The organism is Chitinophaga sp. YR627, assembly GCF_900114995.1.
Lineage (GTDB): Bacteria > Bacteroidota > Bacteroidia > Chitinophagales > Chitinophagaceae > Chitinophaga.
Genome location: NZ_FOUX01000001.1, coordinates 555,241 through 574,229, shown reverse-complemented (window position 1 = coordinate 574,229; position 18,989 = coordinate 555,241). Strand labels below are relative to the sequence as shown.

The 18,989-nt window shown below is 42.8% G+C and carries 6 protein-coding genes; all 6 read right to left on the bottom strand.

The features are described from left to right. Window positions 1-81: 81 nt before the first annotated feature. From BMZ72_RS01915 to BMZ72_RS01890, 6 genes are read right to left on the bottom strand one after another with little or no spacing between them, the layout of a single operon-like run. Window positions 82-597: a hypothetical protein gene (locus BMZ72_RS01915; protein WP_089804702.1), complete on the bottom strand. Its 516-nt coding sequence runs from the start codon at window positions 595-597 to the stop codon at window positions 82-84. Beyond that, window positions 594-9,188: an RHS repeat-associated core domain-containing protein gene (locus tag BMZ72_RS01910; protein WP_089804700.1), complete on the bottom strand. Its 8,595-nt coding sequence runs from the start codon at window positions 9,186-9,188 to the stop codon at window positions 594-596. Before BMZ72_RS01910 ends, BMZ72_RS01915 begins: the two co-directional genes overlap by 4 nt. Window positions 9,189-9,200: 12 nt before the next feature. After that, a complete protein-coding gene (locus BMZ72_RS01905; protein WP_089804698.1) occupies window positions 9,201-9,989 on the bottom strand; it encodes a hypothetical protein in 789 nt (262 codons plus the stop codon). Between the two features lie 13 nt (window positions 9,990-10,002). Further along, on the bottom strand, window positions 10,003-17,394 hold the full coding sequence (locus BMZ72_RS01900; protein ID WP_089804695.1) for a hypothetical protein: 7,392 nt from the start codon (window positions 17,392-17,394) through the stop codon (window positions 10,003-10,005). Next, entirely contained in the window at window positions 17,391-17,891 is a 501-nt protein-coding gene (locus BMZ72_RS01895; protein WP_143087565.1) for a hypothetical protein, read from the bottom strand. The genes BMZ72_RS01900 and BMZ72_RS01895 overlap by 4 nt, the downstream gene beginning before the upstream one ends. Continuing rightward, window positions 17,891-18,988 (bottom strand): hypothetical protein, encoded by a 1,098-nt coding sequence (locus BMZ72_RS01890; RefSeq protein ID WP_089804691.1) that lies wholly within the window; start codon window positions 18,986-18,988, stop codon window positions 17,891-17,893. Before BMZ72_RS01890 ends, BMZ72_RS01895 begins: the two co-directional genes overlap by 1 nt. Window position 18,989 lies beyond the last annotated feature (1 nt).

The following is an 18,989-nucleotide window of genomic DNA, read 5'->3' as shown; positions in this document are numbered from 1 at the left end:
TATTGTTTATGAAATTATTTTGCGGTGTCAGATCAATTATCATGATTTCTGGAGAAAGGAAACGTTCTTATTTAAATTTATTTAGTAATCAAATCCTTTCCGCAACAGCTCTTTTCGAGCATACGCGGCTATTTCTGGAATTTCATACAGTGATAGTTCTTTTATTCTTTCAATTGCCTCCATGTTAGCAATAGCCGCCAAAGCCTTGATACACTTACGTGCCAGTTGGTATGTATCATCATAACTTAAATAGTCATATTGTACTACCGCAGCGTTAAATAATGCATCAACACTTTCTGGAGAGTTGATGCCGTTCAATAGAGATGCAATATCCTCATGCATTTTATGCCAATCTGCTTGAATTAGTTTATTTAAAATTTCTACGTATTTCGTAGATTCCGTGAAATTATCTAATGGCAATAGCATAAGTCCATATTCTAATGCATCCTCATCACGATTCTGATACGAAGATTGCAAAACATGTAAAATGTATCGATCCTCCACAGACAAGTCAATAGGATAATGCGCTAAAAACGTCTCCTTTGTAATTTCATTCAGTACCAAAGACTTAATTAGTTGTTTTTCTATTATTGTCATTTCCCTATAATTTGAACGCTTGAGATATTTTTATTGAAAATTTCTAATGCCTTTCCATTACCCAAACCGATGTTAATTTGCTTAAGGCCATATTTATTTGTCTCTTGTTTAAAATATGATTTCGCAGCTCTCCATCTTCCTTTCATAATAGGCATTGAAGGGTAAGCTTCATTTATTATATTCCCAGCATTCCTTACGCCAATCGCTTCTAACTTTGCAGTAGTTCCTGGTAATAACTTAAATTCAAGTAAAACTCCTTCATATCCTTTCGAAAATGCTGCTGTTGGAGAAATAAATGTCTCCGTTCCAGCAGGCATTTTTCCAGTGGCCTTAAGAACCGCAAAATGTTCATTTGATATAGACCTATAATATGTTTCATATTCGACGGGAGCCGATGTAGTAGTCACAGCGTCAACCAATAACGCTAAGTTAGCAGCTCCTCTCATTCCCTCTTCCACCTTCATACCAATTCTGGCAATACTCAAACTCTTGTAGCTAGGATCTTTTTTTACAAGATCGTCAACTAACCACTGGGGAGAAATTTTTGCTAAAGAGATCAAATCTAAGTCATCAACCTCTTTAAATGGGATATTATTAGACGGTGATTGCGTTATTCCTACAGCGCTTCCGGGTACATTAGGATAAAACTGAGTAGATTTTGAAGACACCGTGGTCACTCCATCATGAACACTAAATGATTTCTGTACTACATCATAGTAAAAAACATCCTTTCCTGGAGCCTTAGTTACCGAAACCGTGTTTGTTATAGATGATCCTCCTCCAATATAAAATCCGTCACTCACTTGAGTTCTAGGAAAAGCCGTTGTTGTCTTTGTAAAACGGATAATATCTCTCCCATCTACATCAATAAAATTGATTGGATTAGCAGCTCCAAAATGATACGGTGTCACACTTGGATACTTCTTTTGTAATGGATCAACGCTTAACCATATACCAATTCTTGGATCATAAACCCTTGCACCAAAATCGACACTATTTCCATTACCTTTTATTTCATTATCATTCTCCTTCCCATTGAACCCATATCTATAACTTCCTAAACTCCACTGTCTATCCGGTTGCAACATACCATAAGGGTAATAATCCTGCGCACTTAAGGCCTCTGCTTCATAATGATCAACCGCCCCTCCACTCACCAAATCTACTCTTTTATCTGAAATAGTAGCCATTACGTTACCAAGATGGTTCGTCAACTCATAAGTCTTATTCCCTTTTGCTAACCAAGCTGACTCACTCGAGCTACCCGTAGCTATAGTCATATTAGGTTTCCATATACCTAACCTACTGCTCCCATATAGATGCTGCTCAGTCCATTTTGGATTTGCATCACCATTGTTCACTTCATATACAGCTAACACATTTCCATTAGCATCACGAACATATGAAGTACTACTTTTAAAAAAGATGCCACTACGATACAGTGTCTTTTCTACTCGATTACCGATCCTATCATAACCATATTCAAGACTAAATGTATTACTTGGAGTAGCAGTCTCATGATAGCTTGTACTTTTTATCTTATCAAAAAAGTTCCATTCTATTTTATCTATTCCTGCTTGACTATCACTTATAAGGTTACCTATTTCATCATACTTGTAGTTATCTGAACTTTGACCATTTTTTAAATCATTTGCATATAAAGAAGTCGTTATTTGATCTGTAACTTGTTGTAATCTGTTATTTATTAAGCCACCAGATGCATCCTTTGGATAAACATAGGAGAGATTATCCATATCAAATGGACTTGCTTTTGTACCATTGATACCACCTCGTTTATACGTTAGAATGTTTCCATTCGCATCATATGTTACATCTTCGCCAAATGCGTTACCAACTGTCACGGCCGCCCAGCTTCCCGAATTAAATGTATGCTGTCGCATATTTTTTATACGGTTCAGCTGGTCATACCGATAAGAATATCCAACCGGCGTTCCACTATTTATAGGTTTCAATCCAACTGTTGTACGGGAGATATTGCCATTGAATAGATCCGTCCCAATTTCAGTCTTTTCACCAGCTGTCCACGTCAATGCTAAAGCATTATTAACAATAACACTACGACCAATTGCCTTGAAGTCATCCTTATAATAATCTAAAGAATAAGCATATACATCACGAGCGACTGTCGGTCTATCACCGCTATTCAGGCCATCCTGGCCGACGTCTTTAGTAGGATCAAGATTGGTTCCGTTAATCGCTTTTAACCAGCCTTGAAGCGTATATACGTAATCTATACCCTGTACCAGCTGTTTATCTCCTAACTCGGTTCTGGCCAATGGTCCATGGTAATAATACTTATATAAAGCATCATTATGTGGAGTCAACATCTCCCAGCTATTAGGCGATGTTGTTTTTGTATCTGTCGAAGCTTTTATGAGGCGATTCTCCGCGTCATATTCGTAGTTGTAAATAAACTGATCTGGCTGTCCAGCCTGATAACGTATTTTATTAATTTTCCCACTCACTAAGTCATACTGATAGTCAACTCTTTTAAAAAGAATATTTGGCCAGTACGTTTTAATATTGCCCATCAGATCATAACTGAAATATTCAGTTTTAATGCTTGCAGGACCAGTTCCTCCGGCGTCGTTGATTTCGATACTTGATATTCTATTTCTTAAATTAGTCTGTAGCTGAGTTCCTAAACTTGGAACATCATAATAGTTCAAAATATAATTTGAACGAGTCAATTGTCTCAAATACATTGTCCCTTGACTCTCTTTAAGAAATGGCACCAGTGCTAAGTCACTTGTATTGGACCATCTCCCCGCAATCATGCTGATACGACCAAGTTCATCATATAAAGTATGACTGTAGCGACCTCGATAATTAAATGTTCCTGGCTGTGTTGCTGTATATGACTTTTGCTGCGCATCCTGAGCTGCAATTACTCTACCCACCCTGTCATACCAAAACCGTTTCTCTCCTCCATCAGGGCTTGCCTCTATCTCTATCCCATTCAGTGACTGATAAGCATACGACGTCGCTAGCAAATGCTTAGGATAAATACCAACCGCATCAAACATGCCCCAATGAAACATAGAGCCAGTCGGGTCTGCCGCATAGGCACTATTAATACCAAAGCAGCTTTCCCCTGCATTCGCGGCTATTTCATTAGTCGCCATCAAACGACTATACAAACGAACATGCTTCAAAGTAGTCAGATTCTCAGGATACACCACTCCTGTTGAACCGACAGACAACTCCCAACCACACTCCGCTGGAACCGCCGTCGCTACTGTTGGACATAACACGCCATCAACATACACCGACAGATTATTGGTATTTAACCCGCTATTACTCTGCAACACCACATGCGTCCGCTGAGATAATGGTGCTACTTTACTGATATCAGCCGTCGTATGTGCAGACAACACGATATCCGCAGCGGTATTGCCAGTTCCCGGGGTCACACTATACACGTCAAAGTTCAGATAGTTCCCATGCAGACATAAATTAAAGAAATATCTGTTACCATCTGTAGTTGCCAACACCTGACCACCGCCATTGTTTGCACCATAGATCCACATCTCCATAGATGTAGCTCCGGTTCTCGAAAATGCTGTCGCCCATTGTTGTAAAGAAACTGTTTTATCAGTTTTTACCTTCGTAGGATCATAACTGCAGGAAGTGATATCTCCCCCTCTCATACGCACAGCATCTATCTGTGCACTCAACGCGTCATCCAACAAACGTACACCTTCAGGTGGAATAGTACGTACAAGATTCCCTGCCTGATCGTAGTAATATAAGGTATAGTGATAGATCTGCTGCTTCGATGTCAATGTCACCTCCGGACGGTTAGCGCCACAGTAAGCAATATAATCTCTGCGGAACTTACGCTTCTCTTCCTCGATGTACTTGATGTATCCCATACGGCCTGATACAACAGCATCGTCTATCACACTCATCATACATGCATACGGATCAATTTTCACATAGCTATACACTGGCTTGTTGCACAACATTGCATTTGCATCTGTCGCAATCACCTGCTCATACTTCATATAAGCGCTATATGACAAGGTAAATCCGAATTTGCCATTGTAGTAGTTCGTTACGATCGTCTCATAATTCTCATGTGTTGTATTTAACGATGTACCGATCAATCCATTCAAACCACTCTTAGCAGTGGTATATTCGGTTTTGGTAATACAACCTTTTGCTGGTGCATCCAGGAATACCGGTAACTCGATTGGCTTTTCCAGTAAATAACGACAGTTACTACACCCTTTCTGCAACATCGTCAGTTCAGCCTCTGTGATAGTCATCGCTGCACCATATCGACTTTTCAGATACGAGTAGAATGACCCTCCTATCTGGGCGGCTGTTTGTGCTGCCTGTAAAGCAGTCAGACGATCACATACTGTAGCATTAGTCTTGCTGATAGTAGACACAGTCATTTGTGCCTTTGTATCAAACGGCATTGGCGCATCCAGCATATATGCATTACAAAGCATATCCGTTTTACCCAAAACACCCTGGATCACTTCCGCAAATGACTTGTAACCTTCAGCTGTTGCCTGACCATTAGGTACAGTAGTTGCACCAAAAGGATGATTCAAATCTCCTCCCAGTTTACATACTTCAATCAGTTTACTACGCAGTAAAGCCGTTTTCACAGCACGATTCGCTTCCGTAGTACTGGACAAAATACAAGGATCCAGTTGCTGTAACCAGTTGTCCGCCTGTGCTTCACAATTGGCTGCGACAAATCCACGCATCTGGCTCTCTCCAAGCGCCTGAAGAGCAGCTACGTCCATATTTAGATTCGAAACATCATAAGACACACTTGGAATACGGGAGCGCTTCGTTTTTAATGTCGGATTACAATTATCAGGTACCGTAGGTGTATATTCACAAATTAATTCATTAGGACCTTCTGTAAACAGACGTCCGCCACTAGGCGCATTGGCCGAAGCATTTTCACTTCTACCAGTAACAGACCAAGACTTGTATGTGTAAGTTCGGTGGTAATTAAGACCATCTGTTAGATGTACCTGTACCCAAACTCTAACGCCCGCAGGTATCTTGTTATTCATACCATCATGGAATTGCATATATGCATTTCCACCAAGTTCGTCCCAGATAAACTCAAAGTTCTCTATTGTATAGTCTGTACAGAACATAGACGGATCAGCTGTGTTGCCACAAACAACCTTTGATACCTTCAGGGTATTCACTGGTATATTTTTGTCAATACATATATCCATTTGAGATTGCCCTGCACTAAACGTAACAGATTTCACATCAGTCATAGATGCATACTCCTGCGGATAATAGATATAAGCCTTTGCTGAATTGATCAGCGCTGCGCCATTGTACATAATCCGGACAGACTGCTCATTTGATGAACAGTTGGTAGCTGAACCCGCCTGAATAGTAAAGTCTCCCCCGGCCGGACAAGTACCAGGTGCAACCGGTATTGGGTTTCCCACCGAACATTTACCATTACAATAGGTCTCTGATCTTACTATATTATAATACCTTTCTTTTAGTTCAAAATACTTATCTCTGTACATCCTCCACTCAAGATCAGGAATCGTACAAGTCGGATTAGGCGTACAATTGGACCATTTATCGGCAAGCGTACTTGTATTTGTATTTCCATCTTTATCACTGCAATACAGCTCGAAATCAACATACTCAAACAGCGTTTTTGCAGGCAGACCTTTAGTTGAAAAATCTGGAATAGTGTTTGAATACGCCGCCAGATCGTTAATAAAACCAAGTCTGTAATTTCGACCCAAACCTCCGTCAAGAAAGAACGGATCTTTGTTCGCAAGCCAACCAGCTACAGTTTTGCCATATATGGCTCCAGGCACAATTGACGGAATATCTGATATCTTATCCGCCAGCGTCTGCAGACGTTCATCCCACTGGTAAGAAGCACTATTAGCGCGACAGAATTCCAGCGCACAATATTCAGGATGATATACCATAAAACGCTCCGCCCACTCTGGCTTCCAGTATCTAACCAACTGCGCAAGCTTAAAGTTAGATTCATACGGAGAAGTAATCGTACCATCCGGTAATTCGACCTTGTCAACATCAGGAATTGTAGATGGCTTGTTAGCTGGGTTAAAGACCACGCGCCAGTATTGCGATATAACATTGATATCCGCTTCCTGTGTATTACCAACAGCATCAAATAGTGCATACTGTCCTCCCGGACTGACATCCTGCTTTATAACATCTGCAAGATCATCACATGGGCTTGATGCACATGTAGCCCTTGATGCAGCACATTCACTCGACAAAGTCGCATACAGATTATCGATCCACGAGTTTATCATGGCACTGTTTTGACTAACAGCCACATTATTAGCTGTCAGGCGTTCCAGTATACGATTCCTGAAATCTGACAATTCTCCTAATGACTCCCTACAAGTCTGGCAGTCATTAAAACAAGACAGAAAATTCTTTCCAAGCAAAGCATCATTAATAAATGACCACTCACTGCGTAGATTCGTATTTCTATTGATAAAGTCTTCTGTGAAAGTTCTTATAGCTTCCTCGGGCAGACGCAACTCGAAGTTGATATAATAAGTACCCGCCTTATTAAATTTAACATCCTTTATATCATTTTTTATACCATCTATGCTGGTGCAATTCGAGGTCAGACTACCGATTTTCAGCGGTGTCGTTGTATTATAGATCGGCTCGTTACAATCATTTGTAATTTTTATAGACAACTCATAGTAGCAATTACTACAAATAGTAACACCATTCTCCGCATAATTCCTGATCAGCTGATCAATATCATAATGCAGTTCGACCATATCAGGCACATCCTGCTGATAAGTAGTCGTCGCTGATATTGTGAGCTTAGAAGCATCAAAATGGAATTCATCAGGCGTTATAATAACCGACGTGATCTCCTTCGCATCTGGCTTTGATGGCAATGCATCGACATTGTCCGGAGAGCCGCCCGCCAATGCAGTGGCAATCGTTTTTCCTCCTGCATTCTGATACGTGATACTTACCTGACCGTTGGGATCTACTGATGTCGTCTTCAGATAATGGTCAGCATAACCCACATCATTTCCAAATATCCTATTCAGCTCCCAGGACATTGGTTTGGAATAATAAAAACGTGTTGCTTTGCTTACATCATTATTCACTCCTGGTTGGAATAATTTACCTACCCCACCCTGTACTGCAACACGGCCGGTATTATCTCCTATGTAACGGGTTACTGCAAACGGATATCCTTCTGCATCCGGAATGTATTTATTCTCGGGCGCTGCAGCCAGGAATTCGTTCGAAGGCGAATAATACTTTGCCGCACCAAATGAGGCTTTCATTGGCTGTGGTGTACCTATACAATCAGCGTCCTGTCCATAAATTTGCTGGTAACCATAGTCTTTATCATTGGCATCTTTATGCAGACTACCATAATATTTCAATGTTGAAGAACTTTGTGGCGCCGGCAATATCTCCGCCATGGGCCGCCCAAACTCATCATATAAAGTCTCCTGAACGATCGCTTTGTTATCGGCATTATTCACTGTAACCATCTGCCTTTTACGCAGAGAGCCATCAAAATAACTAACCACCTCTTTCTTCTTCCCTTCTTCACTATATACCGCATCCAATTGCCAGTTCAAATTCTGTTGATGCCAGGAATTATCCACCGCAATGACGGAAGGTACAATAACTGCGCTCTCAGCATCCTGATACTTCTGATATTTCCAGGGACCTTCCTTTCTGGTACCATCATCTCCATATTGTACTGTACGTAATCGCAGCAACAGGTATTTCGAATAACTCACCAGCGAGATATTATAGCTTTCACGTTGCAATGTTACACGTGTAGCGTTATTGCGAAACATTGTCGCCAAGGTAGTAGTTGTTACATTATTCCCCTGATTCTGGAGCAGTTTACCATTGTCGGCCTCCTCATCTACAAACGTCCATTCAAGGTCATACTCTTCTGCACCCCTGATAGACGCCCATTTAAGAGAAACCTCTGTTGTCGGTGTGCCAATGACCTGTACCGCAAGATTTGCTGCAGGGTCCAGATCATAACTACGTTCTACAACAATCAATCCCGCCATCCTGAACGCAGCAGGTAGCTGGCTACCTAATTCGGTACTGGTGATGTCATTGACCGTCAGCCGTACGCGATACCCCTCCATAAACTGATAGGTCGCCTCATCCTGGTAAGCAACACCTGCCGCCGGGTCATAGTTTATCTTCAGCTTGATATGATCATTCACAATAGGATCAGCCTGATTCGGCTGAGACCAGTATTCTACCTTCAGATCCAGTTCACATTTAAAAGCCTTATCCAGTACTACACCAGATTCCCGATATAGCCCAAAGCTGATAACGTCATTAACTGACTTTTTATGGATCTTCGCCCAGTCATAATCCGGGTTCTCAAATTTCTCATCCTCTATGATCAGTACATCTCCTTTTTTGATCTGTCCCTGCTTTTGGTTCTGGTACCTTTCAACTGCATTGAAAGCTGCCACCCTGATGGAAGACACAATCATCAGCAAAAGCATCACCGCTTTCAGTACCGAATATCTTTTATTAATGGAACGCATAGGTATCTTTAACATGATGGGGTAACCTTAATCCTTTATTATTTCATAATCCTGCAGTGCACCAACGGGCTTAGGTTCACCGTTCTTTGCAGATATGTAACGGTCAGTTCTCAGTAGCTCCTGACGAACAACGCCTACCTGCCAGTTGTCTATGTTTATTTCAATCTTTTTGTCCTTAGCAGAATTGCTCATTGCATTGGCATCTGCCAAACGCATCCTGACATGATGAATGCCTCCGCTGCCGTCAAATAGTATGCTGTATTCACGGCAAGTCGCATGTGTGCTGTTCACCAAAGAAATCTCAATTAAAGAGTCTTTCACTGAACGACTGACTTTATACCCTTCCTCCTCCAACAGTTCGCTTTCTTTTGGAAGCTGTACTTTCATTGGGTTTTCCATCTTTACCGGTTCGGAAAGAAAGATCTTCTTCGCGCTATGTACAACTACCAGATATACATCTCTGGCTGATAAAGTTTCATTATCACCCATTTTGTAATAGCCTAGCGTCCCCTGCCGCGTATACTCAAAATCTGTCACTAAATTATTAGTACTGTCCGCCAGATCATTGACACTCATACTGCCTTTGAAACTTAGAGTAGTAAGACTGTCCAGCCCCTTTACTACCTGTATCAACTCATGTACTATTGCTATCGCTTTTTTATCTGGATTTTTGTTACTCGCCACGGGACTCAAAGGCTTAGATTCCTCATTGATGAAGCGGCCCCTTAATCCGGGAATGGCGGCAAAAGCACCGGCGATGGCTAAAATAGCCAATGCCGGTACGAATATCGTTATATATCTTTTCTTGAATTTCATGGTTCAGGATTTCTTAGAGTGGTTGTTTCTTGTACGTTGATCTGTTTTCTTTAATCGTCATGATACCTCTTTCGGTTTCTTTCTTCACTCTGACTAAAGCCCCTTCTTCATCGTACTCATAAAACGTCGCATAGTTATTTTCATCCAGTTCAGCCATTACACGCTGGGTACGGTCGTCATAAGTAAAGGACTTTAACTGACCATCGTAAGGGAATATGCGGATATCATCTATCAGCGTCGAGGCTGTACTTCCGGTTAATACCATCGTCATTTTCGACATCTCCGGCCCGGTAACGAGCGTGGAAATATCCATAATACCCTCAACAAGTGTCCAGCCCTCAACAACGGCTTTCTTTTCAAAAGTAATACCAGTACCATTCACAGTCGCAGTAATGCCCGTAGTTCCGCTTCCCCCTTTTACCCAGGCAGAAATGATATATTTACGACCCTTCACCGGATTAAACCCTCTCAGTCCCTGCCATCCGTCCGTACGGAAATAATACTCCCCGGATTCGTTATTAGCAAGATAAATACCAGGCATATGCTCATAAGAGTAAACATATGCTTTAAGCTCAAGAGGATCTGTACCTAATTTCAAACTATAATTACCTGTATGCGCATCCTGATCGTTTAACTTTGATGCCAGATTTCCTGCCACCGCATTACGGATACTGAATTCAGCTTGTGTACATGGAGCTGCTGCAAGACATCTGCTAACAAACTTATAGTCGTCAAACCCATCGTAGAATATTTCCCTGTGCTTCATGTTCGTACCAACCGCAACAGGCAACTGGGACATATAAGCAAACTTCGCTGCTTTGTAATGGCCAAGCGCATCTTTTGCCTCCAGCTCCTGACTTTGCTCGTCATATAAGGTTGAGGTAGTTGAATTGACCCAATCAATGTCGCCACTTATTTTCCAGCCATCATTGTATATCCAGAACGCCTGGAAACGGTTGTAGGCACCATTCTGACGTACGCCCGCACTTCCCTGTGTCTGGGTAATGATTTCCTGGCCTGTACGGCTTGACAACCACGCCATCTGCTGATAAGGTAACCAGTTTCCTAAATGACCTGTTACATAAGGGTTAAGAGACGAACCATCAGGAATAGGACCACAACCAAGATTATCACCACAGATATCCATCAGTTCGGCCGGACAACTGAACCGCTTCAGCTCTATTACTCCGGATGCATTCTTCACATATGTGTCTTTCGGCTTACCATTCAGCAGATTCTTTGTTGAATAGATCGGAGGATCAATCACACCACTGGTCAATTGTGCCAATGTGTTATTGTATACCTCTAGTCCTACAGCATAAGTGCCACTGTTATCGACCTCCATTGCTTCAATGGTAAGAATATGGTTACCCGCAGTGAGATTTACCGGATGGACCTTCCAATCTAGAAACGGTTCTGAAGCACTTCTTTCTCCAAGAAGCTCTTTCCATAACACACCATCGATATACACACGCATCTTGTTATCAGCACCAAACCCGATATAATATGTCTTAGTTGCCGGTATTTTCAGACAACTGTTAAAACCGATCCATTTATCTGAGTATGCATTTGACAACCAAATTCCCGTCTCATTCAAACGTCCGCAAAAGCCTCCTGTTGCCTGGGTGCTTAAAGACCTGGCGGCTACCGAAGAAGCATAATATACCGCTACATCACCCGTATCAGTAGCGACGGTAGTTCCCGCAGTTGTTGTTGTTGCCATCCGACTCCCCCCACCTGTGTTACAATTTGCTGTGCCCCAGAATGGTGAATTAGAGACTCTCTGGAGCTCATTCCCCTGAACATCGTGGAATATAGCGCCTTGTAACGAATAGGCTGACATCTGAACTGCCTTCGTCAATACCAGTCCCGGATCTGGATTTTCCGAACCAGAACCACCACCAATAGGAACACAGGACTGTCCATCCGGGCTTCTTTCATATCCAGCCGGACAAGTTCCTTTCTCTTTTGTACCACAATCAGGATCGCCATTCATGATACTTACATCATTACCCTCCGGACAGATGAAATTACCATTAACCTGATTATTGCCTGCATCGAGTTCGTAAAAATATGCGTTCGGATCATCCTTCAACAAGTCCGTAGAATAAAGGAGCTTAGAATTGATATAGTTCGCATCACCACCTTCTAATATACTTTTGGTGGTCGCATATATCTGCATACCACATGCTTCGCCAGTACCATCAGCCCATCCTTCCACACGGACACTGTGTTTACCTGGCGTAAACCGATATGATCGCATATTCCATATTTCGTAGTTTCCCACACTAGTCGTCGGGAACTCGTAGAACACCTGATCATCTATTAAAATCCGCTGGCGCTTAGTACCAGAATGCCCTATATATACATCTGTGGCTGTCTCGAAAGTCAGCAGTTTTTCAACCCCCCACCAGCGATTAGCCGGCAAACCTGTCAACCAGATACCAACATTATCCAGGCGCTCGTGCCAGTAAGCGGCATCACTCTGACCATTCTTCTCAGTAGTTCCGCCTACATAGAAGAATGCACCCGACTTCCCATAATCTCCCGACCAACCGCTTGGGCGGACCGTGTATTTATAATTAGGATTCGCAAATGCAGACATATAACACTTACCATCTGCACGTTCTTCATAACCTTTTGGACAACTCTTAATGTTGCAGTCAGCCGGCTGTCCCCATGCCTCGTCATACAAAACGGCACTGGCATTCAGCACACTAAACCTGGACAGGTCGCCCGCACTGATTACTTTTAACTTATTTCCCTCTACCGGGTTCACCAGACTAGTAATACTGGTGGCAGCAGGGCTCAAAATATTACGATATCCCGAACGGTATACGACCACCTTTCCACCCTGTGATCTTGCCAGTCGTCCGGATACATCCACCAGTCGCAATGACTTATCTCCCGTCCCGTTGATAGCGCTGTTAACCACCCAGGAACGTAATCCCCCACCAATAGTAGGATCAACGTTAATCAATTCGTCTCCTGCCGTAAGATAATCTTTGAATGGCGCTACAGGTACCGCATTATCATCTACTTTAAAACCGTCGAATACCATACCTGCAGTCTGATAAGCCATTCCCATATGATCATAGATCCAGTATGCAGGCAATGACAACGTATACACAGGATCTTTAAATTCATTCTCAGAGACGGTCAGTACTGGCTCCCCGGTATATTTATCAAACAACACGTGAGAAGATGTCGTCTGAGCGCCATTTAGTTTCTTAATTACTCCCGTCATTACACCATAATACTGTATAGTTTTCACGACACACGAAGAACGGAAGCGACGGTACTCATCATTTTTTCCGCCATAAACATGGGGCAGAAAAAGATACGCAAATAATACAGGTACGACGTCCACACCTGGTGTAAGTGAATTCCCCTTACTGGATGTGACAGACTCACGCATATCGGTGAATATGTCAACCTCACGCCCAATCACCTGATCATTGATAATATTACCAGTATTATCTACAACATTCACCTTGTTGTTTAAGCGCATATGTCCCCCCTCTTCAGTAGCTGCATACACATACTCTGTTGAGGAAACTTCCTGCCCCGATTGATTGAAAACTCTTTCCGCTTTGGGTTTACCATGCATATCATTAAGGATAACAGCGTAACCCTGCGACATCGCAAGCTCATTTACCGATTTTGTAATCAACGGTAAGATCCTTGGAAGCGGTTGATGTCTATCCTTATATATATCCGTCGCATCAACCATAACCGGGAATTCCTTCGCGGTATAAAATTCGTACGTCAACCATCCTGTGCGGTTCTTGGTATCTGCGACTGCGTCCGATCCCTTACCAACAACATTCCGGACCTTTACCTGTCGATATCCGACCTGCGGTCTTGGAAATAACGCTTCACAGGCAGGCTCTTCCTGATAAAAATAATAGTTCAGTCCTATGCCCCCACGTTGCTCATATTTCATTGGAAGACGCATCGGATTTTCATCTCCGCCAATAGCTGGCTCATAAGCAGCAACTCCACTACTTCTCTTAACACCCTCCTCTTCTATTGTATAATCATACTCCTGTCCGTAAACAGCATCGTCCTGATCGCCTGTCATATTATTCCACGAATCCAACAGACGCACTCTTTTAACTCTCACACCTCCGCCCTTCTTAAAATCTGCAACATTCCCCCCTACACGCACAAAACTTCTTTCAAGTTTTACATTTTGAGCAAAGTTCTTATCATTTGCCCGCTCGTTGAAATTCTGCAACAGCTCCGTCAGGTTCTTGATCGAATTTGCCAAAGCTGAAACAGCAGCTGCTACAGGTCGGTCACTAGTAATACGGTTCTTATATCCAGGAAACGCATACCTCGGATAATCCGTACGCATACGTTGCCAGGCAGCACTGGCTATCGCATTGACATCAACATCATCATCTACCTCATCCTCAAACCATACCCTGACCTTCCCATTGACCATTTTCACTTCTTTTACCGCGGCATAAACAGGCACATCGTCATATGCCTTTTCCTGCGTGGCTGATACGATATCAGACATGCACACAAACATTTTGACATACATGTACTTGTTCCCATTCAGATACTTCCTGATAAAATCAACTGTATTGAAGAAAGACACTCCGGGAATATCGATCTCGAAACTCTTAGCCCGGAGCAGACTTGGCGTTGCGACATCACGGTCATCATACATTCCGGTAATTCGTTGCATAGCCATTGCATGCCTATCCTGCACATAAGCATAATCATCCGATTCATAATCGACCGATATTTTACCTCCGGTAGGCAAAACAATTTCAGAAAGATGCCATTTTTTTGCGTTGGCATCTGCCTTGGCCTTATCTTGTAATGCATAAGGATAATCTTCGTTTCTTAAACCACCGGGATTGTCAATAGCCGATTTATATGTACCCCAACCATCTGTAGACATGAGTGCATATGCCGCATTACTAGCCTCCTCATAATTAAATTTATATGGATGATACTTCCCCCTTTCGGAACCTGCATATTTGAAATATACTTTTGTAAGCGTCAATTTGCTATTAACCTCATCACCATTAGGCAGACCTGGACAAAGTTTATAATCATAATCAAAAACTACCGTTTTGATCGGCTTACTAAGGTCCGATTTAGAAAAGAGACGTATTTCTTTCAGCAGCTTTTGCTTGACACTTTTATCAACTTTACCATTTACATCTGCCCCAAGTGCATCCTTCCTATCTTCCGTAATAAAATACGCGATCTGTGTCTTAGACTCTATTGAATTCAAATACCACAGTTCCTTCTTTCCCCATACAAAAGATGCCTTATCATCTTCCGGATCAGCATTCAATCCACGATTGAACTGTGCCTTATTCTCTGCATAAGGTGTACGCCACTGAAAATTATCTACCTTGGAATAGTTAAATTTGATCGCCGTTCCACGATCATCATCGGTAATACCATCATTACCAATATCGACATAATCCGGAGACAACACTGCCGTCAGCAGGTAGGACGTCGCATGCGGAGGCTGCTCTTCTTTATGATAATATTCATCGCTAACATCATTCCCGTTGAAGTCCTTCGGCTTGTGATTATATTGCGTACCATCCTTACTGATAGTAACAAGATTATTATTCAGATCAGCATTGACAATTGAGGTCGCAAATGAATATTCTTCCTGTTGTTTATTATAAACCGGCAGGCCATATACCATTCTCTTACCATCATCACCGGTAACAGTCATTTCAGAGATATGTTTCTTTCTCCTGAAATCATTCACTCTCGGTTCCGCCGTAGGCGTAACACAAAGATTCGGACTAAAAGCGCCGCCATCTAATTTATTCTCAGGATAACTATTGATAGTTTTTGCAAACCCTGCTCTTGTCGCCTGCTCAGCGGTCAGATAGGTAATTGAAGTTCTTCTAAGCTGACGGCCCTCCTTTTTATAAGAGGAAGGCGCCACACCACGTTCCTTAAAATCCGCCTGCAACTGATTAGATGCAGACTGCTTATTTAACGCTACATGTACGGCCTCTTCTCCCTGTATACGATTGAAAAAAGCCGGGTCCTCCAGCGAACGTTCTCCAACCTGCCTGAAGTAAGACCCTTCTTCCTTGCTTGCAACAGGTGCATTAAAATCTCCATTACCGGCAAACGCATTCTCATTACCCCACTTCCCATTCGTTGTAGTTGTATTCACGTCGTGTATCGTGAGACCACCATGATACACAGTACCATATCCAACTTCCAGACTGAGCGAATTATTATCAGAAACCTCGCCTGTCTGACCATCAAAAAATATGCCTCCACTATGACGATACGCCTTTATCTGCCCACTTCCAAACTGACTACTGTAACTAAAAAGGTCCGGTGTGGCGACCGGGGTCGGCAACAAATACATCTTAGTGGAAATAGGCACATCTCTCTCTCTGAAAAAGTCCATCATCGCTGTCCTGTCACCGCTACCATGTTCTGCATACATAAGGCCGTAAGCCTTATTCACCTGTCTTTTATTCTGTACTACCCTTTTCGTTTTATAGCCAGTCACCCCATAACCAAGATAGCTGCCAAACACACCTGGTCCGACGTCACCACTATAAGTATAGTTAGATGCGGTAAAATTCATCGACGACTTCGGATAAAAAACAGGTAGGTTGAATGATATAGTACTACTTGCTATGTCATACGAAGAAGCACCGTCAATAGGTGTATATGTATGGCTCAAGGTCAGGCTCTTCAAACCCTCTCTTGTATTATAAGTACGGCCCAATGACAACCCGCCCGTGCTGGAAATATTATCATTGATCATCTGTCTTGCAGATGCAGAGATACTGGCAATTGCGTCGACACCACTGGAGGTGCTGGAATTGAACCCAAGATTGAGGGTCAACGGACTTGAGCCTCCGTTAAGAAAGGGGGCTCCTCCATTTAAACCAAATTCCGCGCCGATGCCCATATAGTTATCACTAAATATTCCGACAGACACAGAACCTGATATAGGTCCGCCCAATAGTTCCCCTCTCACTTTCACACTTCCACCAATTGTAATTTTGGGCTTCATATCATTCTCAGTCACAACCGTATCCCCATCACTATCATCCGCCACACCACGTATCTGACGGTTCATCGCACCAGCATTCAGCGTCCAGCCCAAACCAACCCAACTGGCCTCATCATCCATCCCTACACCTGACTGATAATTCAGGTTCACAGGATAGCCGCCTACATCCAACAGCGGAACATTATACTTAAAATCACCTGTAAACATGTCAATCATATCACTGGTGCCTGCAGGCTCAAATTTGCGGGTTTCCGGCTGTGCAGGCCCGGACGTCAACGCCCAGGCTACCGAAGGCACCAGCCCTTCTATTAATAACAAACCAAGAAAAAAACATGCGATACGTACGCGCGCCCGCGTAGTTCTGATCATCATATATTCAGACTTAAAGAATCAATGTGAGCAATAGCCTCTCCCGATACTGGAAAGGAAATATACTGGTGAGTGAACAGCCAGTCACGGAACAATACCTTAAACTCAGGCAGTGCATATAAACGCTGCTTGTCAAACACCAGCATATATTCTGCACCATTTATTGTCCCGTTTGCAATACGGTTTATATCCAGCGGACTGATGGTATCAGTAGCATTGACAATAGAGAACAACGTATCCAGTCCATAACTGAAACTGAGATCATTAGTACCTTTCAGTGGTGTGCCATTATTGTTACTTACGTTTAAACGGAAATATAACAATGATGTATCCGCACCCTTCTCTTCCTGTGGCATATACTGTAAACGGAACACATAGTCACTCACTACCTTTTCCTGTAGCAGATTGTTATCCTTCACAGATTGCATCACCTCTTTTTTGCTGGCGCCACAGGCACAAAGCAAAACGATACAACATCCTGTTAAAACTCTCTTTAGCATTACTCCTCTGGTTGTTTATATACAAATCGCAATTGTCTCTGTTCTCCGGAAGGCAACTTCACATCCATGATATAGAAATTCCCGTCTACAAAACCATTCTTTCCTGACACCTCGATTACCACCTGATTCAATCCCCTTGACACTTTCACCTCTGGTAATTTCTTCAGTTGCTGGTCTTGTTTGGTCAGACAAGTAATGGTATACTGGAGTTTAGTTTCCGCATAGGAATTATTAAATGCAAACAATATCTGTCCGCGCGCGATATAGAAATTCCCTTTCGCCAGGTCTTCCAGATTCCTGAATGCACCAGGCTTTGTCTCCTCTGGTGTCTTCTCACACTCCACTGTAAAATCCCACATCTCTGACTCTGCCAACAGTAACTCATTCTTATAGGCAGATACCTGCCATGCATATTTCTTACCCTCTTCCAGCTGGTTAGCAAGCGATGGATAGATCAATATCGGTAGTGGTATCTGACGCTGATTAATAATAGCCAGGTTCATCCGCAAAGCTTCCGCACGTTGCTGCCCTTCCCTCACCTCTACCAGTAATAAACGGTACATCAAACCATTAATAGCCGGAATCAGTGGCTGCCACGAAAACGTAGGACGCTTATCACAGATCTTATCGGCATCATAAGGCTGAATCAGCTGCATGGTGCTAAAGGGCTGGAGGTTATAACTAAAACACTGCTCGTCTATCGGACCTCCATTATGGTTCCCGCCCTCATACAACTGGAAACAATAGTCATAATCACCTTCCGGAAAGAAACCACTCTGGCTTACCACCGTTGCGACCTTGCTGCTACCGAATGATACAGCTGCATTATACACGGCTCCCGGAGGCACCGTATTCATGCCCGGCATCAGTTCGAATGGAGCAGTTCTGATACTCACAACAGCTCCGGACTTTGCCTCCGTCACATTGATCACAAGATTGACTGTCTGGCGATTACCAGGATTTCCTATACGCACTTTATAGATATTCTCTACCGTACGACCCTGAATTTCAGGCATGAATGAAAAAGTGATCTGGGCCTTCAATGGCATCAATACACTTAACAACAGCCCTGTCAATAATATTCTGTATCCGTTCATA